Annotated in this window: 15 protein-coding genes and 1 pseudogene; 13 read left to right on the forward strand and 3 right to left on the reverse strand. The window is 59.2% G+C overall.

Annotated elements, in window-relative coordinates:
- The first annotated feature begins 160 nt into the window (after positions 1–160).
- From GSQ92_RS06180 to GSQ92_RS06195, 4 genes are all read left to right on the forward strand, one after another.
- Positions 161–646, forward strand: a complete 486-nt coding sequence (locus GSQ92_RS06180) for a response regulator (RefSeq protein WP_216856749.1) — start codon at positions 161–163, stop codon at positions 644–646.
- A 306-nt stretch (positions 647–952) separates the two neighbouring features.
- The gene (locus GSQ92_RS06185) at positions 953–3,376 is read left to right on the forward strand and encodes a phosphoketolase family protein (RefSeq protein ID WP_159013135.1); all 2,424 of its coding nucleotides are present in this window, start codon (positions 953–955) and stop codon (positions 3,374–3,376) included.
- 8 nt (positions 3,377–3,384) lie between these two features.
- Complete coding sequence (locus tag GSQ92_RS06190) at positions 3,385–3,525, forward strand: hypothetical protein (protein WP_159013136.1); 141 nt, start codon at positions 3,385–3,387, stop codon at positions 3,523–3,525.
- Positions 3,526–6,110: 2,585 nt separating this feature from the next.
- Positions 6,111–8,624: an HAD-IC family P-type ATPase gene (locus GSQ92_RS06195; RefSeq protein ID WP_159013137.1), complete on the forward strand. Its 2,514-nt coding sequence runs from the start codon at positions 6,111–6,113 to the stop codon at positions 8,622–8,624.
- Between the two features lie 270 nt (positions 8,625–8,894).
- On the opposite strand, the gene GSQ92_RS06200 is transcribed toward GSQ92_RS06195, so the two are convergent.
- Entirely contained in the window at positions 8,895–9,170 is a 276-nt protein-coding gene (locus GSQ92_RS06200; RefSeq protein WP_159013138.1) for a hypothetical protein, read from the reverse strand.
- Positions 9,171–9,695: 525 nt separating this feature from the next.
- Positions 9,696–10,982: a cyclopropane-fatty-acyl-phospholipid synthase family protein gene (locus tag GSQ92_RS06205; protein ID WP_159013139.1), complete on the reverse strand. Its 1,287-nt coding sequence runs from the start codon at positions 10,980–10,982 to the stop codon at positions 9,696–9,698.
- Between the two features lie 161 nt (positions 10,983–11,143).
- Here GSQ92_RS06205 and GSQ92_RS06210 point away from each other — a divergent pair, with 161 nt between their 5' ends.
- Positions 11,144–12,145 (forward strand): sensor histidine kinase, encoded by a 1,002-nt coding sequence (locus tag GSQ92_RS06210; protein ID WP_159013140.1) that lies wholly within the window; start codon positions 11,144–11,146, stop codon positions 12,143–12,145.
- Between the two features lie 18 nt (positions 12,146–12,163).
- On the opposite strand, the gene GSQ92_RS06215 is transcribed toward GSQ92_RS06210, so the two are convergent.
- On the reverse strand, positions 12,164–12,538 hold the full coding sequence (locus GSQ92_RS06215) for a response regulator (protein ID WP_159013141.1): 375 nt from the start codon (positions 12,536–12,538) through the stop codon (positions 12,164–12,166).
- Positions 12,539–15,080: 2,542 nt separating this feature from the next.
- Between GSQ92_RS06215 and GSQ92_RS06220 the strand changes: the two genes are divergently transcribed.
- The 8 genes and pseudogenes from GSQ92_RS06220 to GSQ92_RS06255 form a co-directional block, all read left to right on the forward strand.
- The gene (locus GSQ92_RS06220) at positions 15,081–15,671 is read left to right on the forward strand and encodes a Uma2 family endonuclease (RefSeq protein WP_159013142.1); all 591 of its coding nucleotides are present in this window, start codon (positions 15,081–15,083) and stop codon (positions 15,669–15,671) included.
- A 387-nt stretch (positions 15,672–16,058) separates the two neighbouring features.
- Positions 16,059–17,291, forward strand: coding sequence for a plasmid partitioning protein RepA (gene repA, locus GSQ92_RS06225; RefSeq protein ID WP_159013143.1), 1,233 nt, complete (start codon positions 16,059–16,061; stop codon positions 17,289–17,291).
- Between the two features lie 2 nt (positions 17,292–17,293).
- Positions 17,294–18,262, forward strand: coding sequence for a plasmid partitioning protein RepB (repB, locus tag GSQ92_RS06230; protein WP_159013144.1), 969 nt, complete (start codon positions 17,294–17,296; stop codon positions 18,260–18,262).
- Positions 18,263–19,585: 1,323 nt separating this feature from the next.
- On the forward strand, positions 19,586–20,599 hold the full coding sequence (locus tag GSQ92_RS06235; protein WP_159013145.1) for a replication protein RepA: 1,014 nt from the start codon (positions 19,586–19,588) through the stop codon (positions 20,597–20,599).
- A 347-nt stretch (positions 20,600–20,946) separates the two neighbouring features.
- The gene (locus tag GSQ92_RS06240; protein ID WP_159013146.1) at positions 20,947–21,183 is read left to right on the forward strand and encodes a FitA-like ribbon-helix-helix domain-containing protein; all 237 of its coding nucleotides are present in this window, start codon (positions 20,947–20,949) and stop codon (positions 21,181–21,183) included.
- The gene (locus tag GSQ92_RS06245) at positions 21,140–21,553 is read left to right on the forward strand and encodes a type II toxin-antitoxin system VapC family toxin (RefSeq protein WP_254066570.1); all 414 of its coding nucleotides are present in this window, start codon (positions 21,140–21,142) and stop codon (positions 21,551–21,553) included. The genes GSQ92_RS06240 and GSQ92_RS06245 overlap by 44 nt, the downstream gene beginning before the upstream one ends.
- Complete coding sequence (locus GSQ92_RS06250; RefSeq protein WP_159013148.1) at positions 21,550–21,894, forward strand: hypothetical protein; 345 nt, start codon at positions 21,550–21,552, stop codon at positions 21,892–21,894. Before GSQ92_RS06245 ends, GSQ92_RS06250 begins: the two co-directional genes overlap by 4 nt.
- Positions 21,845–22,029, forward strand: a pseudogene (locus GSQ92_RS06255) (IS66 family transposase); the annotation flags it as partial. The gene GSQ92_RS06250 and the pseudogene GSQ92_RS06255, both read left to right, overlap by 50 nt.

The raw sequence follows: 22,029 nt of genomic DNA on the forward strand, positions 1-22,029 counted from the left end.
GTTCTGCCTCCTGATCGTCTTCTCGCACGGACACATCCTCTGAGTAGTTTCCGGCCCTACCGCCCCATCATCGGCATCCTGTATCGGGAACCATGCTCCCGCCCGGCCCCTGCCCTGTCAATTTGAGCGCCGTATCAACCCCTGTGATCGCCACGGCTCTGTGCAGCGCGGCGCGGGAGCCGTCGGCAAGCTCGGTTCCGGATGCGCGCAATCGTCCGGAGATACCATTTCGGGACAAAGTCAATGCGTCGGTAAACGACGGCAAAAGCGACGACGAGAAACCATGAAACGTTTGCGCATCCTACTGGTCGAGGACGACGGCAATATCAGCGCCCTGATCGTCGAGCTGCTGGCTGACATGGGGCATGATGTTTGCACTATTGCAACGACAGAGCGGGAGGCTGTTTCCGCGGCAGAGCGGCTTTGCCCAGATCTGATGATCGTCGATGTTCGATTGCGCGAGGGCGGTGGCGTTCCCGCAATGGCCAAAATACTGCGCCGCACCGCCATGCCTCACATCTTCATGACGGGCGGCTCTCGCCAGGGCATCCCGGACGATGCGGCCGTGCTACAAAAGCCGTTTGGAACGACCCACCTAACTGCTGCGCTGACCAGTGTCGCGTCCCAAATCGCGATAGCGACTTGACATCGCATGGCTGACATCGTCTGCGCCGTTTCGCACTACTGGCCTTGGGCCAAGCCGGGCACACATCGCAGCTTCATGTTCGCCGCGGACCAGCACCCACCACGCGAGGATGTGGTCGGGGCGGCGGTATATTACCACTGGTCCAGCTTGGCGCCTTCATGATTGTAAGCATCCAGCAGGATGCGCTGGCATCGCCTGAGTAGTTTCCGAAGCTGCCGATGGCCTAGGGAAGAAGCTAGAACCGCATTGACTTGAACACGGCGTCTGATGCGCGGGCCCGAGCGAAATCGCCAAAAGGATTGCATTATGGACACAGTCGTCTCGACTCTGGATCTTCCGAGCAGAACGGATCCGGCCGCCCTCTCCAGCTCCATGTGCAGCCCCGACGAGTTGCGCCGCATTGACGCTTATTGGCGTGCGGCGAACTATCTCTCTGTCGGGCAGATCTATCTATATGACAATCCGCTCCTGCGCGAGCCGTTGACGCTCGCCCATATAAAGCCGCTGGTCGTCGGGCACTGGGGCACGACGCCGGGGCAAAACTTCATCTATGTGCACCTGAACAGGGTGATCAAGAAATTCGACCTCGACATGTTCTATATTGCCGGGCCCGGCCATGGCGGGCCGGCCCTAGTCGCCAACACCTACCTCGAAGGCAGCTATAGCGAGGTATATCCCGACATCAGCCAAGATGAGGCGGGAATGAAGAAGCTGTTCACGCAGTTCTCCTTTCCCGGAGGCATTTCGAGCCATGTCGCGCCGACGACGCCCGGATCGATCCACGAGGGCGGAGAGCTTGGCTATTCCCTCAGCCACGCGTTCGGCGCAGCGTTCGATAATCCCGGGCTGATCGTCGCTTGCATAATCGGCGACGGTGAGGCCGAGACCGGCCCACTTGCTACCGCCTGGCAGTCCAACAAGCTGCTGAATCCGATCTCCGATGGTGCCGTGCTTCCGATCCTGCACCTGAACGGCTTCAAGATTAGCAATCCCACAATCCTATCCCGCATTGAGCCCGACGAGCTGGAGCAGTTCCTGCGCGGCTGTGGTTGGGAACCGATGTTCGTCGAGGGTGACGACCCGGCAGTCATGCACCGGCTGATGGCCGAGACGGTCGAACGAGCCGTCGCGGATATCCGCCACATCCAAGACGAGGCCCGCTCGTCGAACGACGCATCGCGCCCCCGCTGGCCGATGATCGTGCTGCGGTCCCCCAAAGGCTGGACCGGTCCGAAGGAGCTGGATGGGTTGAAGATCGAGGGCACGTTCCGCGCGCATCAGGTGCCGATTCTGGTGAACGCCGCCCACCCAGACCACGTAGCACCGCTCGAAAGCTGGATGCGGAGCTACAAGGCCGAGGAGCTTTTCGACCTACAGGGACGGCTCATCCCGGAACTGGCTGAACTCGCGCCCAAGGGCGACCGGCGGATGGGCGCCAACCCACACACGAATGGCGGCGCGCTCTTGCGCGACCTGAAGATGCCCGACTTTCGGATGCACGCGGTGGCTGTTCCCTCGCCCGGAGCAGTCACGTCCGAGGACACACGCGTGCTCGGACAGTTCCTCCGCGACATCGCGGCCGAGAACCAGGCGCCACGCAACTTCCGCATCTTCGGGCCGGATGAAACGCTTTCCAACATGCTGGACGCAGTTTTCGAGGTCACAAGTCGGCAGTGGGACGCCCGCCAGGTGGCCGATGACGAGTTCCTCGCGCCCGTTGGCGGCGTGCACGATTCGATGCTGAGCGAGCACCAGTGCGAAGGCTGGCTGGAGGGCTACCTGCTGACCGGGCGCCACGGCCTGTTCAACAGCTACGAAGCCTTCATCCGCATCGTCGACTCCATGTTCAGCCAGCACGCCAAGTGGCTCAAGGTGACCAACGAACTCCCCTGGCGGCGCAAGATATCGTCACTGAACTACCTGCTTGCCTCGCACGTCTGGCAGCAGGACCATAATGGTTTCACCCACCAGGACCCTGGATTCCTGGACCACGTGATTAACAAGAAGGCGGCCGTCGTCCGCGTCTATCTACCGCCTGACTCAAACTGCCTCTTGTCCGTGTTCGACCACTGCCTGCGGAGCCGCCAATACGTCAACGTGGTCGTTGCCAGTAAACATGCCATGCCGCAATGGCTGACGATCGAACAAGCCGTCATACATTGCACAGAGGGGCTTGGCATTTGGCAATGGGCGAGCAACGATCAGCACGAGGAGCCGGACGTTGTCATGGCCTGTTGCGGAGACACACCGACATTGGAGGTGCTAGCAGCCGTCTCGATCCTTCGCGAGCATCTACCGGAGATCCGGATTCGCGTGATCAACGTCGTGGACCTGATGCGGTTGCAATCTGCGAGTGAGCATCCGCACGGTTTGAGCGACATGGACTACGACGGCCTGTTCACGAAAGACAAGCACATCATCTTCGCATTCCACGGCTATCCATGGCTGGTGCACCGGCTCACGTATCGCCGAACCAACCGGAACCTCCATGTGCGCGGCTACAAGGAAGAAGGCACCATCACAACCGCCTTTGACATGCGAGTGCAGAATGAACTGGATCGATTCAACCTAGTGCAGGATGTAGTCGACCGGGTTCCTCATTTTGGCACCAGGGGCGCATATTTAAAGCAGCTGATGCGAGACAAGCTGGTCGAACACAAGCAATACATTGACAAGCACGGTGAAGACCTTCCTGAGATTCGCGATTGGAAATGGGACGACTCACCATGAACGATTGCATGCTCATTGAGATTGCGCAAGCGCTGGTGGTTGGCGGCAGCGGGCTGCTTGCGATCAACCAGAGCAATGACACCTCCAACAAGCCTTCCGCCGTAGCAGGCATTCCGCAACGGAGGCAGGGTGATCCTGCCGCGAGGTGATCGTGATCTCATCTGGCGCCAACAATGTGCTGAACCAGCCAGGATCGCCATTCCGCTAGACTTGCGTTGTCCGTCGTCGACGGATGCCGCACCATCGCAGATCCCCAATCGTAAAGGTCAGAACACTGCGGCCCGGACATGGAATCCTCGAAGCGGTCTGTGGAAGTGAGCGTCTGCAGGTCTCAGGAGCCTGGTTTCAGCACCTCGCGGAGAGGCGCCCCCGGTTGCGGTAGCTGGTTCGGTAGGTGCTGCGGAAGATCTCTTAGGCAACGCGCTCTTCCCCTTTTGTGAAGATCGTCGTGATGAACTGATTAACGTCCGTCGTATGACAGTCCGGCCGATGCTTGCTGTCCCGACGGCGAGGTCAGGGAAGTTTTCTTAATCGCGAGTGATGAGGTGCGTGCAGGTCGGCCTGACTTAAAAACCCAGGTTACGGTGTTGTAGCTGTCGCTTGCCGGAGTTGCTGGTCCAATCCAGGACATCTTTCCATGCGATTCAGTGCACGTCTCCTATTGTTTCGGCTTCTTAAGGTGCGGATGCCATCTGGGGAAAGCGACTCGCTTCCCATGAGTAGTTTCCGAAACTGCCATCCGGACCTCGAAACAGTTATAGATGGGCTCTGCCCGGCGCTTGGACGAGGAAGTCTGCAATGACGAAATACCGAATTCATATCGTAAACGAAGATGGGCACGTTGCAGACCGCTGGAAGGTTTCGCGCGCTACCGACGACGAGACGCGCTTGGCCGCCACGTTCGAGGTCAAGCCAGATGGCCAAGCAGAGGTGTGGGCGGGAGAGCGATACGGTGGCCGAATATCCGGCGAAGACGCTCCTTCAACGGGAACGCCATCTGGGAAAAGGCCAACAACATGACACCCCTCTCTCTTGCTCTAATCGAGACTGCTGCGCGTGCCCTCGCCGACGCGGAGAAGCGGCCTCTGACGGAACGAGTAGTTCAAGAGTATCGCGATGACGCCCAGGTGGTCGTCGTCGCCGTGTTGGCGAGACTTGGAGGCAAGAAAGGCGAGCCAGGGCTTTTCTCTTTCGCCTCAACCCCGGCTCAGATGATTCTATCTATGGCAGATGAGATCGACGAGGGCCGGCCGCTTAAGGGTCAAGTGGCTTAAAAGTCGTGCCGCGAGCGCACTCACCCGATGGCAACGAAATGATGCCAGGTGTGTCGGCATGCCGTTTTCCAGCCAGCAGCTGCAGTTTGCGCGTGTCCTCTCGGACGGCGACTAGGAACGCAATGAAAATTCAAATAGGAGGATTTTCCTGGCGGTTTCACACGCTATTTGCGCTCTACCAGCGGCTTCCCCGCAGGCTGAACCATTTGTTGCCGTTGCCATCGGCATACGCGCCTCAGCGTGGAACCCGGAGCGACACAGCCAGGTTTCCGTGGGCATACGGACGTTTGGAGGTGGATACTCGCCACGATGGAGCTTCAAACGAGCGAGATGCTCGAGCTGGCCGGCGGTGCAATCTAGTAGCTCTGCCCAGTCGCGTCTGTTGTACTGGTGATCGTTGGCATCATGACTTTGGCGGCGCTGGGCGGCCGGATCACGCAAAACCTGGGGCGTCTTCGAAGGGGGCGATACTCGCGCCACACGCTCTGCGGAGTGGGCTGGTTTGTGCGGTTCTTATCTTTTCGCGTTCGAGCGCGAGGCTGGACGGTCCATGACGTCCGCCCCGTTGTCTTCCGAACCCTGCATGGCTTGGACCGAGGTCCTCAGGTCAATCGTCCAGGTCATCTTCCGCCTCGAGTTGAGCCTTTCGTCGCGCCCTGAAGGCAGCGTTGCCTCGTTTCTTGATGTTGCGGCGGCGATCTGCGCGTCCAGCTTCGATCTCCGCGAGCTCTTCGGGAGTTTGGACGACGGCATTGTCCGCCGGGCTCGGTTCAGCGTGCCACGGCTTCCAGACACGTGGGCGGCGGCTCATGCCGTAGCTTACTCATGGAGGCGGCTCGCGCCAGCCTATTCGAGAAACTCCTTCTGTATCCTGGAAATGCTACGGGAGCGCGGCTCGATGGTTGTCTTTACGGGCAGCATCCATTCCAGCAATTCCAACATTGTGACTTCCGGCGTCCGTGTCCCGGCGAACAAGCCGGCAGCCACTGTAGGCGGACTCGTTATCCTGCCGACAGGGCAGTCCAGTGGGCGCCGTTCGTCACAACCTCGGATTCCGCGCCTTGATATCTCGCACCGGGGCTCCAGCGCTGAACAGCGTGACCAAGGTAGTCCCAAGGTTGGCCCGGGCGAGCGCTGCTTAGTCCTCTGGCTGGAGACACAGCCAGACGGCATACGTCCCACACCCTGAGTAGTTTCCGAGCCTAGGCGCGGCGTCCTACGAATGTTCTCTTTGGTGTTTCAGCTGTGCCTCCTTGTTCGATTGCAAACGTCTTTGCTTGCGTTCTTCGGCGGCGGGAGGCCGGTGGCCTCTTCCGCTCGAACCGTTCCGACCTCAATGCCCCAGGGCGGCGGGCATCCCATTGACTTCGAGACCACTTGCCGAGGTGCCGCAGCACGTCGCGCGCGCCGCCCTTGGTGGTTGCTGTCGTTGGAGTGCATTAAGAAAGGGACCATCAGTTATGAAGGCCAATGTCGACCCGCTCCCCGCTTCGGTTTCAAATACAGAATCGGGAGCGAAGGCGAGCATTGGGCCCAGTGCTGTACCTCACGCGGAACCGGCGTCAGGATCGGGGTCCATAGCGAATAGACTGGCACACGTTGAGCCGCAGAAACTTCCTCCCGCAACAACCGCCGCCCCCGCCACTTCCACGGACGCTCAGAAAGCCGCTTCAGGCGGTCTGACGAGTGAGGAAGCCGGCCGCCGGCTCGCAAAAGTTGGCGCCAACGCTATGCCAGACACGAGCGTGCACCCATGGCGAATGGCGCTCGAAAAGTTCTGGGCGCCCATCCCGTGGATGCTCGAAGCCGCCATCGTGCTCGAGCTGGTGCTCGGCAAATATGTCGAGGCTGCGATCATTGCCCTTCTCCTCTTGTTCAACGCCGCGCTCGGGCTCTTTCAGGAAAGTCGCGCTCAGGCGACGCTTGCCGCGCTGAAGTCGCGACTCGCGCTGACCGCTTCGGTCAAACGCGACGGGGTGTGGAAGTCCGCGCCAGCCGCGGAGCTCGTGCCGGGCGATCTGGTGAAGCTGTCGCTGGGCGGCGTGGTCGCCGCGGATGTGAAGCTGATAGGTGGCGAAGTTCTTCTCGACCAATCCATGCTTACCGGCGAATCGGTGCCTATCGAGGCCGCCGCCGGTCTTCAGACCTACGCGGGCACGTTGGTTCGGCGTGGCGAGGCGGAGGCGGAGGTCACAGCAACTGGCGCTCGGACGAAGTTCGGACGCACTGCAGAGCTCGTTCGGACCGCCCATGTCGCGAGTACTCAGCAGAAGGCGGTCCTGCGTGTGGTCCGCAATCTCGCCGCGTTCAACGGCGTCGTCATCGTGCTGCTGGTGGCCTACTGCTGGTATCTCAAGATGCCGATCGTCGACATCGTTCCCCTCGTCCTGACGGCCATCCTGGCATCGATACCCGTCGCACTCCCGGCTACCTTCACCCTCGCGTCCGCCCTTGGCGCCCGGGCCCTGGCAAAGCTGGGTGTCCTTCCGACCCGCCTCTCGGCCGTGGATGAAGCTGCATCGATGGTTGTTCTTTGTGCCGACAAGACCGGCACACTGACCCAAAATGCGCTGACGGTCACAACCGTCCGACCCATGCCCGGATTCGATGAGGTACACGTTCTGGCGTTGGCCGCACTTGCCAGCTCGGATGGCGGCGAGGACCCGGTCGATGGCGCCATCCACGCGGCGGCCGCAAGCAAGAAGCTCTCTGATGCGCCGAAGTTGATTAAATTCGTCGCCTTCGATCCAACTAAGAAGATGTCCGAGGCGACCACAACGGATGCGACGGGGAACCCGCAACGCATCGTGAAGGGCGCCTACGCCGTCGTTGTCGACCTTGCCCAAGCATCGCCGACCGCCGCCACCGCCGCAAAGGAGCTCGAGGACAAGGGCTTCCGGGTGCTGGCGGTCGCCTCCGGCCCCGCGACCGGGATGAAGCTTGCGGGACTCGTTGCGCTTAGCGACCCGCCTCGCAAAGACTCGGCCGCCCTGATCAGCGAATTACATGACCTTGGTGTCCGCACGGTCATGGTGACGGGCGATGCGCCGGCCACAGCGGCCATCGTCGCGAAGACAGTGGGGCTCGATGGCGCGATCTGTCCGCCCGGCCCGATCCCCGATGCTGTCCACCCCGAGCAATACGCCGTCTTCGCCGGTGTCTTGCCCGAGGACAAGTACAAACTCGTCAAAGCATTCCAGAAGGGCGGCCATACCGTCGGCATGTGCGGCGACGGCGCCAATGATGCGCCGGCATTGCGCCAAGCTCAAATGGGAATCGCCGTTTCGACAGCAACCGACGTCGCCAAATCGGCAGCCGGCATGGTGCTGACCGAGCCAGGACTCGCCGGTATCGTTGCCGCGGTCAAGGAGGGACGCGTGACGTTCCAGCGCATCCTGAGCTACACGCTGAACTCCATTACCAAAAAAACCGTGCAGGTGCTGTTTCTGGCTATCGGCCTGCTTATGACTGGTCATGCGATCCTGACCCCGTTGCTGATGGTCCTGATCATGATCACTGGTGACTTTCTCGGCATGTCGCTGACGACGGACAATGTCCGGCCGTCGGTCACGCCGAACGGCTGGCAGATTACGGATCTAACAATCGCCGGTGTCATCATGGGCCTTGGCGAGTTGCTGCTCTGCACGGGCATTCTTGCGTTTGGCGCCTATAGGATGGAATTCCCGATAGGCGCCCTGCAGACCTTGGCCTTCATTGTCATCGTGTTCGGCAATCAGGCCACCACCTACACCAATCGTGAGCGTCGTCATTTGTGGTCCTCACGTCCGAGTAGCTGGCTCCTCCTATCGTCCGTCGCCGATCTGCTCATTGCCTCCACCTTGGCCATTGCAGGCATCGCAATGACACCACTGCCGGCGTGGGTGGTGGCCGGCGCGCTGGCCGCGGCCGTCGTCTTCGCGATCCTCTTGGACTTGGTGAAGGTACCCGTCTTCCAACGCCTCAAAATCACTTGAGGTTGTGTGCTCGGGAAATGCGGTCGGCTGACGACCAGTGCTAGCTGAAGGCGAACTGCCCACGTCGACGGATATATTTGCGTGAGCCGGTTCTCTGTGGGGATGGTGGAGCGGCCCCACCCTTAGTGGATTTGGAATGCGTAGCCGCAGCGACCACGGCTGCCTAACTAACCCCCAACGGTTGAAGGCAACAAACGCTGTGAGCGAGTTCGACCCGCTCCCTCCTGACCGCTGAGGCGGCCATCGCCGATGGTCCAACAGATCGAACCCTCAATTGCGGCCACCCGCCATTCTCCCCTGCTGAGGCACGGTAGGATTGCCCACGATCAACGAGCACCTCCGAGCTGCGATGATCTGCGCGTCGTAGACGCCCGTCTGGCTGACGAAGTGCAGCAGATTCGTCGCCACATCCCAGCCACTATAGGAACGGCGAAATAGGGTGCGGGCGGCCTTCCAGTGCGCAGCGGGTAGGCGAAGGAAAGCCTCCCACCCTAGGCGCTCGCCCGGAGTGATTGGCCTCATCGTATCGATAAAGCTGCCGCTCATACCGATCCTACAAGTCGCGGCGGGAACGCTCTACCGTTTCGCATACTCTACGTGAGCTCCCGCACAGGAATGAGTTCGACATTTGCCGATTCCAGGCAATGCTGGAGCTCGCTACGCAGATGTGATCAATACAATTTATTACCAAGGCGTCTACTAAGCGTCTGTGACCGGCTTCAGGGTCGAAGAACCGATCCTACCTGCGTTGGCAGTGCGTCGTTCTGCAGTGGAAACGGACACGTCCGGCCACTATAAGCTTGGCATCCGGCGAATGCGGGCGAGCCAAAGGCTGGCGAACATTCGGGTCCGGCGCGCACGGCAACATGCTGCGGGGGCGGGTGGCTGATATCGTGGCTCTGCCGGATGTTCTCCCGCTCTCAGTAACGCGGCCAAGACAGCGGTCGAATGACGACACTCAAACGGCAAATGTCCGCGCGGGTCCCCATGCTTCCGGGGGACCTGTTCGTTTTGGAGGGGCAAGGCGCCGGTCGCAGATATCCAGGGCAACCCTTACCCGGCCTATAGTGATCAGTATTGACCGTGGCGCGACGGCTGGCTGTCGGCTTCCGCTGCCGAAGGGTGTGCGCAGACCTGACGGATGAGACTGCGATCAACATCCGTGATGTAATCGCGGGTCAGCGGCACGGCCGTCTGCTCGCACGCGAGCTGGATTTGGAAAACCCCCATGCTGCCGTAGCGGAAGCCCAGCTCGCAGCCTGAGAGGTAGAACTCGAACATGCGACAAAAGCGTTCGTCATAAAGCGACGCAATCGCGTCCCTGTTGGCGGCGAAACGCCACCGCCAATGGCGCAGCGTCTCGGCATAGTGCAGTCGGAGTACCTCGATGTCGGTGGCCACCAGACCCGAGCGCTCAACCGCGGGCATGACTTCGCTCAGGGCCGGGCAATAGGCGCCCGGAAAGATGTATTTGCTGATCCAGGGATTGTTGGTCCCGGGTCCGTCCCACTGACCGACGGTATGCAGCAGCGCCACACCATCAGGCCTGAGCGCGCGCTTAATGACGTTGAAGAAGGTCCGGTAGTGGCTGACGCCAACATGCTCGAACATGCCGACCGAGACGACGCGATCGTAGGTCTCCCGCACCGCCCGGTAGTCCTGCAGCTCGAATTTGACCTGATCCGACAGGCCCGCGGCCTCGGCGCGGGCGCGCGCCTCGTTGAGCTGCTCGGTGGAAAGGGTGATGCCGGTCACGCGGGCGCCGTAATCGCGCGCCAAGGTCAGCGCCATGCCGCCCCAGCCGCAGCCGATATCGAGCACGTGCAAGTCGGGCCGATCTAGGCAGAGTTTCGCGGAGATGTGACGTTTTTTGGCCGCCTGAGCCTCTTCCAGCGCTTCGGTGCCCATGGGAAAGTAGGCGCAGGAATACTGCCGGTCACGATCGAGGAAGAGGCTGTAGAGCCTCCCGCTCAGATCATAGTGATGCGCTACGTTGCGCCGTGCTCGTCGGGGCGCATTGAATTGATCAAGGGGTCGGCGCAGTTGAGCGGCGGAGCGCCGAAGCCAAGCGACAAGAACCCCATTGGGATTGGCCCGGAGGTTAGCCAAAAGCACGGCAAGGACTTCATCGATTGTGCTGCCGCCGAGCGGCCTCAGGCCGCCATCCATATAGGCTTCCCCGACCGCCATCTCCGGATTGAGCACGAGTCGGCGCACCGTTTGCCGATCACGCAACACGACACCCGCTTCCGGTCCCGCGCGCCCCGAATAGGTCTGCACTTGCCCATCAGGCCATTGCACCGTCAGCCGGCCGATGTTGACGAACCTCTTGAGGAACGCGTCCAACGCAGATCGCATGTTTTGCTCCGTCCGGGCAGTGCCCTCAGCCGCCAGGCGAGAAAGTCAACTAGACACGCACGTCGCTAAGCTGATTTGTTCCATATATACGGGCCTGATCGTTTCGCCTCAACACCTAGGACACCTGGACGGGTCGGTCGGGCGTGAAGGAACGCAGTAGAATGTCCTTTGAAGGTTCGGGCGCCCCGGTCTGGGGCGTTGACCGCTTGCGCACCGCCACCGATGCCGCAGGGGTCGCTCTGTGGTCGTGGAACGTTGACACAGATGAGATCGCTCTGGACGAGCGCGCTTACGGCTTGTGGGGCGTGACGAGGGACGGGCCGATCACGTTCGAAGACCTGTCAGCGCGAATTCATCCGGCGGACCTCGACAGGGTCAGGGTCGCCTTCAAGGAAACACGCGCGGTGCTGGGTCCCTACGAAATCGACTTCCGCATCCTGAACGACGGCGATGTCCGCTGGGTATCGGCGCGCGGTCAAGGCGACGATATCGGCATCATTGATCGCACTATGTTCGGGGTTTTCCTCGATGTAACTGAGCGCAAGGTTGCCGAGGAAGCGCGCGACATGCTCGCGGCGGAGATGAGCCATAGGGTTAAGAATTTGTTTGCCATCGCGTCTGCCTTGACGGCAATCGCCGCGCGCTCGGCAGCGACGACGACGGAGATGGCCCGAGATTTGACCCAGAGGCTGACCGCCCTGGGGCGTGCCCACGACCTGATCCGGCCAATACCGGGCGCAGCCAAAAAGGCGGCGCTTCTTGGCGATCTGCTGACCGTCCTGCTTTCGCCTTACCGACACGAGGAGGCTTTCCACGACCGCGTCCACGTCTCAGTGCCCGAGGTCTGCGTTGGAGAGGCAGGAGCCACGACGCTCGCCCTGATTGTGCACGAGCTGGCGACCAACTCGATCAAATATGGCGCGCTCTCGGTGCCGGGTGGCACACTGGGGGTTTCATGTACCGCCGACGATGATGAGGCCGTCCTCATCTGGACCGAGCACGGCGGTCCACCAGCCGCCGCCCACGAGCGACCAAACGGGTTCGGCAGTAGGCTCATCGAGCAGAGCATGTCCGGACAACTCGGCGGCTCGATCGCGTTCGATTGGTCGGGTGACGGTGTGGTCATCACGATGCGGATGAATAAGGCTCGGCTGGCAAAGTGAGCGGCCCGACAGCCGAGGCTACCGGGTCGCCATTAAGCGTCTCAGGGCGTCCATGATCTCCGTCATATTGTAGGGCTTGCTGAGGAAGACGGCGGCCGGTTCCAGGGCGCTAAGGCGTTTCCTGAGGTCGACAGCATAGCCGGATACAACAAGTATCGGGATCGTGGGGTCTCGGCGTCGGGCGTGCTCGGCCACATCTATTCCGTCAAGCGTCCCCGGCATCCGCACGTCGGTGAAGAGCACATCGAAGCCGTCTGGACCGTCAAGCAATCGAATGGCTTCAACACCGTTCCACGCCTCTACCACCTCGAAACCCTCCTCGTGGAGAACTTCCGCGGTCAGGAGGCGAATGAGGCCTTCGTCCTCAACAAGGAGGACCCGCAGCGCGGCCATTGTGTCATCCAGGAGGAGGCTCTTCGCAATTCGCTTAGGACTCGAAGTAAACCAGGGTGGCCTAACACTCATCGAAGCGGAAGTTGAGACACGATGCCGCGATGCCGTGTCCCTGACAACAACCCCCGGGGAAAAAGCCCATACGATAATCACCCGGCGGCAACCGATCAGGTTCATTTTATGCTGGTCAGGGCTAACGATCTTCAACTTGCGTCTCTGGGCGGTCGCCCATGGCTATGTCCACCCGTTGACCTATTGATCGTTAGCTTGAGTGTTGGCCCCCGGCTTCATGACCTTCCCGGCCCAGGGTGGCCAGATCTCGCAGACTTGGGCCGCATTCGCGAAGTGGGCGCTTCTCGCTGCTTAATCTATGGATTAAGTCGGCCGGTGCGGCGCTTCGCCTTTCTCGCATGGCCGCGCGACGTCCGCGACGGACACCGATTGCCCAAGCCTGCTCCTATCTGAGCGTCTCCCAGGAAAATGGCCGTCCAGGTGCGGACTGGCACAACCCCACTGAAGAAAGCCTAGCCACAGCGGGCGTGGCTGCTTTGCCCGGCAACGGCTGAAGAGGAGAAAGGCGGAGCGCGTTCGATCGCCACGGTCCCGGCCACCCCTCCCCCTCCCCCTCTCCACTTGATTAGCGACAGTCCGCCGAATAGCTGCGGCCATTGCCAAGGCCGCAGAAGCATCGAACCACCGATTGCGGCATCTAACGTGTTTCCCTAATGGAGGCACGGTAATAATTGATTACCGTGCCTCACCCGCGCAAAAGTCATTGATTCTGCTGTCGGATACCACGCCAGCGGGTTGTCAGCCGCCCAAAACGTTATCTTTGCGAGGCAATCAATCCAAACGCCGGGATGTGTTCTCAACAGCTCACTGCCGATGCTCCCGCCCTGCGCTCATGTGCCTTCGGACAACAAACACACGATGGCAGCAGCAGTCCGTCCGACTGATCCGGAGCGGCCCTCTCGCCCCGGTCCGCTGTTCACCGCCAGCAGGTGCCGTCGCCGCCATTGACACGCTGCCATAAGTGAATGTCGAACGTCTGATGAAGCGTTTTTCTGCGTCAGGGCGGAGGACCGAGAGGAAAATCGCCCGGATGCCTGAGCGAGCACCGCATCTAGTACGACTTCTGAGCAGCTGTATCAGCACGATGTTCATGGATCAGAGTTTTACCACCAAATCGAACCAGTGAGACCGCCTCGGCTTTGGGGCCTACACCGACTCATGAAGGCTTTCGGCTGGAAAGGCGCCACCGGCAAGCCCGCGGTCAATCTTTAAAACCTGTCCGACAGCGCCGGTTTTTGAGCCAGAACGGCGTTGAAGCCGTCAGCACTGTATTTTGTCGGGCGGTTTTTGTTACGCACCTTGCAAAGGGCTGTGGGCGGTGTCCCCTGCCCCGCCCTACTGGTGCAAGGATGCTTGGGAACGAATCAAACCCACGAGAACTTGGTCTGCACTTGTTCAGGGTGGCGGCCCTCTCCTGCTCTGCCCGCGGCGGACCGTCGTTGGCAAGGTCGGCCCCGCGATGACCACGCCTTCTCGTCGAACACTCCACGGCGTCCGGAACTCTCCCTTTTCGGCGGCGCCGATCCGGATCGCCCAAATCTCAGATTGTTCCGCCGGCATTGCGTTAGTTGCCGCGACACGCTGGAGGGTCGCTAACGCTGCCAGCCTAGCCGGCTACAATTGGGTGCGGTCAACATTAGCTTCCGCCGCGCCCGCCGAGTTCGATACCCACTCAATAGCGAACAATGGCAACAGTCCGGCAAGCTTGCGCATGTCCGCCCATCGGCTGGCGACCTCAACCTCCGCCGCGCTGACGCGTCCGTGAATTGACCGCGGTCAACTCGCTCCGGGTGAATCAAACCCGCAGGTTCGCCATCTGGCTCAGTCATGGCACACCTTTTTCAAGGTTGCATTGTGGGAATCTTATGGCCAAAGCCCCACGCGCTCGAGCAGGCAGAAGTTGTCCGCAATCATCGGACGACTTCCGGGTGACCACGGCCAAGCTACAGGGTCCACGAAGCCACCGGCCGAGGCGCGCTTCAACCACTGGGCGGCGGCCGCGGTCACACAGCGTTGGGATCCGGCTAGCGGCAGTGCGACTATTTTCGCCCGGCGTGCCTTGGCGAGTAGATGAGCGCAGCTACGGCGCAACCTAGATGGTCGCCCCAGTAGGCCAAAACCATCAGCACCCAAAAGCCCGAAAGCGAAGTTGACCGTGGTCAACCGTTCGCCGACTCGCTCAGGATGTTGCCAAGCCGCCGTTCGCGACAACGCCGTTTAGCCTTGGGGTGGCAAGCAGCGCCCTTGACGCCGGTCAGAGAGTGCCGAGCCGAGCAGTCACGACGTGTTGACCGCGGTCAACACGTCGATTTGCTTGAGTGTGGGCCGCTCGATCAGGGGTCACCTGGCCACCCTGGCGCTGAGCTGTTGGAATCGCGCGACGCTAAAACGGTGCCAACCCCCTCGTAGCGCCGCGTCCTTCCCACCGCAGAAGTAGTGAAGTCGGCGCAGACCGTGCTAAGGTCAAGCCATGGACATAGCCCTACACAAACCCTGGACACAGGAACAGTTCCTCTCCTGGGCCGAAAACCAGCAGACCCGCTACGAATTCGACGGTTTTCAGCCGGTAGCTATGACCGGTGGCAACGTGGGACACAGCCGCGTAATGCGCGGACTACACAACGCATTAAACAGCCGGCTCCGCGGTGGCCCGTGCGAACCTCTCGGTCCCGATTCAGCTCTTGAGACCGTAAATAAGGCCGTTCGCTATCCTGACGCCCTCGTCACGTGTTCACAAGTAGAGAGCGAGGATCACCTCGTGCCCGGCGTTGTGGTCGTGTTTGAGGTCCTCAGCCCCACCTCCGGCCGCATCGACCGGATCGTCAAGGTGCGGGAATACGCAGCCGTCCCATCCATCCGGCGTTACGTCATCCTCGAATCATCGAGCATTGGACTTACGGTAATGGAGCGGGAAGGGCCAGACGAGGCTTGGCGAACGACAGTTCTGACCAATAATGAAACCCTCCCTATGCCTGAAATCGGCATCGAAATTCCCGTCAGCGAGATTTATGACGGGTTGTCCTTCCCCCGCCAGGATCAGGGCGAGACAAAGCTCGATTGAAGGTTGTGCTCCACTGCGATGTGAAGGTCCGGCGTTAGGGTTGCTGAACGTAGCTACTGCGCGGTCAGGGCAATCGCCCTGTGAAAACCGAATGCGACGGGTTTCCAGCCTAGGATCGTCGAATGGTCCGAAAGCTCAAGGCTCGACCAGCACTTCGCGTAGCACACGCTTGGCACCGCGCGCCGTATCGGTGAGCAGCTGGAAAGCTATGGCAAGCAGGGCAGGGGGCCATCTGCACCTTTTGCGATAGCGTATTAGGAACGTCACCTAGCGCACGAAGCTTACATGGTCTTTCGGTCAGCTACCGGTACCCTCGGAGCCTGATTTTGCTTGCATAGGCTGGCAGGATGGGCACATTTAGACGGAAATATTTGTGGAAGTCGCTAAATGCCGTCACCAACGAAGCGCCGCGTAGACACGGAACCGGCCAATTCAACGACGGCTATGACAGCTCTCCACGAGCTGATTGCAGACGACGCCAATGGACTCTCGGATAAATTGCACGCACACCGCCTTAAATTATTTCCCCCGAAGGCCGAAAAGACGCTCCGGCGGTTTTCCTCCACTGAGACGGCGAAGATCATCGGCGTCGCCGATAGCTATCTGCGCCAGCTGACGCTTGATGGCAAAGGCCCGATTCCACATACCACTATGCATGGTCGCCGATCCTACACTTTTGCTGATATCCGGGCGCTTCGAGAATTTCTAGACGAGGGGGGAAAAGGAGATCGGCGTTACCTCCCACAGCGAAAAGCAGATCACCATCTTCAGGTCATCTGTGTAGCCAACTTCAAGGGTGGATCAGCGAAAACGACAACCGCCGCGCACCTTGCCCAGTACTTGGCGCTACGAGGTTACCGCGTTCTTGCCGTGGACCTCGACCCGCAAGCAAGCCTCACGGCGCTTCACGGATATCAGCCTGAGTTTGACGTCGGGCCGGACGAGACATTGTACGGCGCTATTAAATATAAGAAAGGACGGCGGTCGACGAAAGATGTCATCAAGAAGTCGTACTTTCCCGGGCTCGATCTAATTCCGGGCAATATCGAGCTAATGGAGTTTGAACACGAGAGCCCCGTGGCACTAGCGGAGAAAAAGTCAGGGTCGACAATGTTCTTCTCGCGCGTGTCTCAAGCCCTGGCTGAGGTTAAAGACGATTACGATGTCGTAATTATTGATTGTCCCCCGCAACTGGGTTTTCTGACACTCTCGGCGCTCTGCGCTGCGACCGCCCTCCTAGTCACGGTCCATCCCCAGATGCTCGACATTATGTCGATGTGTCAGTTCTTGCTTATGACTTCTGATTTGCTCGCCGTCGTGGCCAAAGCCGGCGGCAATATGCAGTACGATTGGATGCGGTATCTGGTAACCCGGCATGAACCTACCGATGCCCCCCAGAGTCAGATGGTGGCCTTTATGCGCTCGCTTTTTGGTGAGCGCGTGCTTTTGAACGCAATGGTGAAGAGCACCGCGATATCTGACGCGGCGATCACGAAACAGACGCTTTACGAGGTGACGCGCGAGCAGTTCACCCGGTCAACCTACGACCGCGCTTTGGAATCGATGAATCAAGTTAATGCTGAAATCGAACGCTTAGTTGAGCAGGCATGGGAAATTTAACGATGGGGCGGAAGAACCTACTTGAAGCCCTAATTCCACCGTCAGAAGAGGAAACCTACGCGCCCACGGCGCCACGGAGGCCCGGCTCGCGCGCAGTAGGCGTGGTGGGCGCTATGAGCGAATCTTTTGAGGCCATGGCGGCCGACCTCCGGACGGCGAAGGATAGGATCGAAACAGGCGAATTCGTTGCTGAAATCGACACTGACTTGATCGACCCATCGTTCATCACTGACCGCATCGGCGACGGGAGCGGAATGGAGGAATTCATCGCCTCGATTCGAGACTACGGTCAACGCACGCCGATCCTAGTAAGGCCGCACCCTGACACCGAGGGCCGCTACCAAATAGCCTTCGGGCATCGGCGCTACCGTGCGCTTAAGGTCTTGGGGCGGCCAATAAAGGCAATGATAAAGACGTTGACCGATGATGAACTGATCATCGCTCAGGGGCAGGAGAATCAGAGTCGTCTTGATCTGTCGTACATCGAACGGGCATCATTTGCCGCGCGTTTGGAATCAAAGAAATTCGGGCGAAACGTGATCTGCTCCGCTTTGAACATCGACAAAACTGAAGCGTCGCGAATGGTTAGTATTGCAACTGTCCTACCGCAGGAGCTGATCGTGGCAATCGGCCCTGCCCCAAAAACGGGCCGCCGCAAATGGATGGACCTCTCGAAAGCGGTAGAGCAAATCGATTGGCAATCAGAGAGGAAGACCATACTGACGAGTTGCCGGAAGGCCTCCTCGGTGGACAGCGACGCGCGGTTCGACCTCATCTTGCGCCACCTAACCCGTCTCCCGCCAAAGGGTGATGCAGACGAGCAGTCGGAGACGGCGCCAAACTTCATTCTTGATAAGAGGCCCGGTCTGATCCGTATCCGCTTCAACGAAACGAATCTGCCCAAGGACGAAGTAGAGAAATTCTTGTCCCAGGTAAGGGACATATGCAGCAATTTCGCAGTCAAATCATGAAGGAATCATTACAAAAATCCACTTTGCTGGACGGGTTTCAAAGCATGATTGCCGCGAAATGTAGCTATCATGCACAACCTAAGATGACCTCGCTTCGGATTTTGCCACGCGAACTTGCCGCGTTCGCCTTAACCGAGGACTTATCGTCGAGATATGAGAAGGAAATTGACCATCTAATCAAGAAGAAGGCCAAGCAACAGCGGTCTACGATGCACGCGCGCATCTGAGCAAGTTGTTCTAACATTACGGAGAACGGACAGAAATCTCATTCTCAAGATCATACGCCCGTCGAGGATACCGGACGCATCTTGGCGCTGAGATGGCTCGCAGCACCCGGTGGTGTCGCTGCTCCCATTCTGACGCAGCGACAATGCTAGGGTGACGCGAGACCCCAGCGAAGGCGAGGAATAGGTTGCGGATAACACTTCGATACTTATCCACGATGATTTCGGAACTTCGAGTTATCCACGATGAGTCCGGCACAAAAACACGATGATTCTGGGATACGCTTTTTACTGTCCCGCGCTGAGTTTGGAATATGACCCGTGCTTTTCCACGATGACTTCGGGATAACTATCTTACCTATAGAGTCTATAAAAGATCTTCTGATAGGTCGGGCGCGCGACTGAGAGCTAGATCAGAAAAGTGATTGATGAAAAGAAGGCCGGACCAATGCGGAACTCAGCGTATCGCCACGAACGCCGGGTAACCCCAACTCCACCTCCAGCGGGGATATCTTGAACTCAGCACTCGTCTGACGGCTACAACCCCGGAGAGACTCGCGGAACTTCCGCTGCCGAATGGAGCCTGCCGGGGGAGGGGCCTGAGATCGCATTAGCTTCAGGACCAACATCCTCTAAAGCAGCGAAGATATCCCAAACTCATCGTGCACACACGCTCGCTGCCTACTACCTACAAATCCCGTCACAGAACCCCCGACACAAAGAATGGCATATTTATCAGCGCGTTATCGGGTAACCACGGAGGCTGATATCCCGAACTCATCGTACTGCCGGCGGAGCCCATCCTTCGAATATCCCGGACTCATCGCGTTTAGAGGCCCAAAATGGCCACCGTCGGGCGACTCGACCTATCGACGTACGATGAGTCCGGGATATTTGCGCTGAGTCAGGGATATTTAAGGCGACTTCGGGGGGTCCACTGGCTTCCAGGAGCGCTCAGGACACGGCTACGGCTCTGCCAGTACGATGAGTTCGGGATATCAGCGCTGAATCAGGGATAAACCATCGTTTTCATTACTTAAAAACGCTTTGACAGCTAAGAATATGCTTTAAGGATGACCCGCAGAGCGCGGAGGCCCAGATGGAAAGCGGTACACAGCTGACGTTCGTAGGCCTGGATGAGCGTATTAGGCAAATCGAAGCCGAGAGCCCAAACCTCTCCGTGAGAAACCGCTTCGTCAAACGTGCTGAAATCGGTCATGGCCTTCTGACCAGTATGCCCGCGGCTGACGATTTATCCTTCCTCCATTCGGGATTGTGCCAAGTGTGTCTGCCTCACACTCGACCGGCCAATAACCAAACTTTCTGGCGTCGTGAGAGTGGCCGCTTCACTCTTCTGATCACACCTGGCATTTTGGATGATGGCAAGGCCAAGGGACGGCAGCTTACTGACGCTGAAAACGCTGCCGCTTACGTTGGCGTTCCATTTGGTCCAAAGGCGCGGCTCATCATGATCCATCTTCAGACCGAGGGCCTCAAGAGCCGCACCGTGTCTTTGGGCGCTAGTCTGAGCGCTTTTCTGCGATCCCTTGGCCTTTCGGTCAGTGGTGGGCCTAGAGGGTCTATCATGGCGGTGAAGGAACAATGCCTCCGAATCGCAAGATGCCAGTACACCCTACAGTGGACTGAGACAGGAGAGTCGGGTTTTGAGCGGACCACGATCAGCGACACCAAGATTGTTGAGGGATTGGAGATCCTGAACTCGAGTAACGATGGATGGTCTGGCACTGTGGAGTTGAGCGCGAAATTCCATGAGAATCTTCGCGAGCATGCCGTTCCGCTAGATAAGCGAGGTATCGCAATTTTGGCAGGTAACTCACTTGGCCTCGATCTCTACGCCCTCTTTGCCTATCGGTTACCACGATTGAAAGCCGATCTGCATTTGCGTTGGGAGCATCTCCAGAATCAGCTGGGCTCAGAGGCGCGCTCACACAAGCTCGGTGCTAGCGTCCGACAGGTGATGCCTTTGGTGAAAAGTGCTTATCCGAACGCGAACATTGAAATTACCCGTTACGGGCTTTTAATGAAACCCAGCAGCCCCGCAGTTCCCAAGACAATAGTCAGAGGAGCACGGCTGCTGGAGGTCGCGGGCTAGATCGAGACCTCTGCTCTGTGCACTGATAACGACGGAAATACAGCACACTGCAGTGCAGATTGTCACGGCATGTGACCAGCGACGTGAATGGCGCAACTCGGCTTTGCCACTGTCGCCTACCGTTCGGTTATTGAATGAATATCGAGCACAATCCGGGGTAGAAAAATTCGCTGCGCCAACCCATCGATAATCCTAGTTTACCGTGCCTGGGCAAGCCGGGAGGGCGGGTTGCCGCAATCGGAATTCGATCTGACGAGCGGGGGTAGGGCTGGGGAGGTAAGTCGTTTTGCTGACAAACTGCTCGAAAGGTGTTACTCACGCATCCGCCCTGGAGCCGATTTGGAACCATGCCCGTAAACCTTTCTATCAAAAACGCACCCGATCGGGTTGTGCAGCGCCTGCGCGAGCGGGCTGAGCGGCATCACCGATCCCTGCAGGGCGAACTGCTAGCTATTATCGAAGCGGCTGTTAAAGGGGATGAGCCGGCGACACCTGCCGACATTTTAGCTGAGGTGCGTCGGTTAGGCGTCCAAACGCCAAGTGAGGCCGCTGCCATTATCCGTGCCGACCGCGATGGCCGTTAAGGTGGTCGACGCATCGGCTTTGGCTGCCCTCCTATTCAGTGAACCAGAGGCGGAAAAGATCGCTGCCCAGCTCGATGGTGCACAGTTGGCGGCGCCCGCTCTGCTCGGCTTTGAGCTCGCCAATGTCTGCCTGATCAAAAGCCGGCGCCATCCGGAGCAGCGGGAAGCACTCACTTCGGCCTTCCGTTTGCGTGACCGACTTCAGGTGTCGAATGCCACAGTTGATCACGACGGTGTTCTAGAGCTGGCAAGTGCCACAGGTCTAACTGCATACGACGCAAGCTATCTTTGGCTGGCCCGGCAACTCGGCGCCGAGCTGGTCACATTGGACAAGCAACTCGCCAACGCTGAGAAGGCGAGCCGGGCATGAGTGTCAAAAAGGGTAGCACCCCACGAGACGACGTTCTTCAGGGCGAACTGGATGACGCGATTTTTGCTGCAAGCTTTGGTAAGCTGATCAGGAACGACGGACCGACGATCTACCGTGATCCGGATCAGTTTTTCCGGAACACACATCCGACGGCAGCTCTCGCAAAGCTATGCCGGGACGTTTTCGGGCGGCTGACCTCGACGACTGAGGCCGGAGCGATCCTGCGTCTCTCGACAGGTTTCGGCGGCGGTAAGACCCACGCTCTCATGACCCTTTGGCACTTGGCCAAGGCGGCAGTGGAAAGTCATCGAGACCGTGCGGGAGAAGTTCACGTGTCGTGATTGCGAGTAGGTCAGCCAGACACCCGCACCGTTCCATGTAATTCCCCGAGGATGGGCGGGCCCCAGCCTTCTGGCCATGATCCTGTATGAGAAGTTCGGCGCCCACCAACCCCTGAACCGGCTCTGTGAACGCTA

It is taken from the genome of Acidisoma sp. S159 (assembly GCF_009766125.1).
In the GTDB taxonomy this organism is placed as follows: domain Bacteria; phylum Pseudomonadota; class Alphaproteobacteria; order Acetobacterales; family Acetobacteraceae; genus Acidisoma.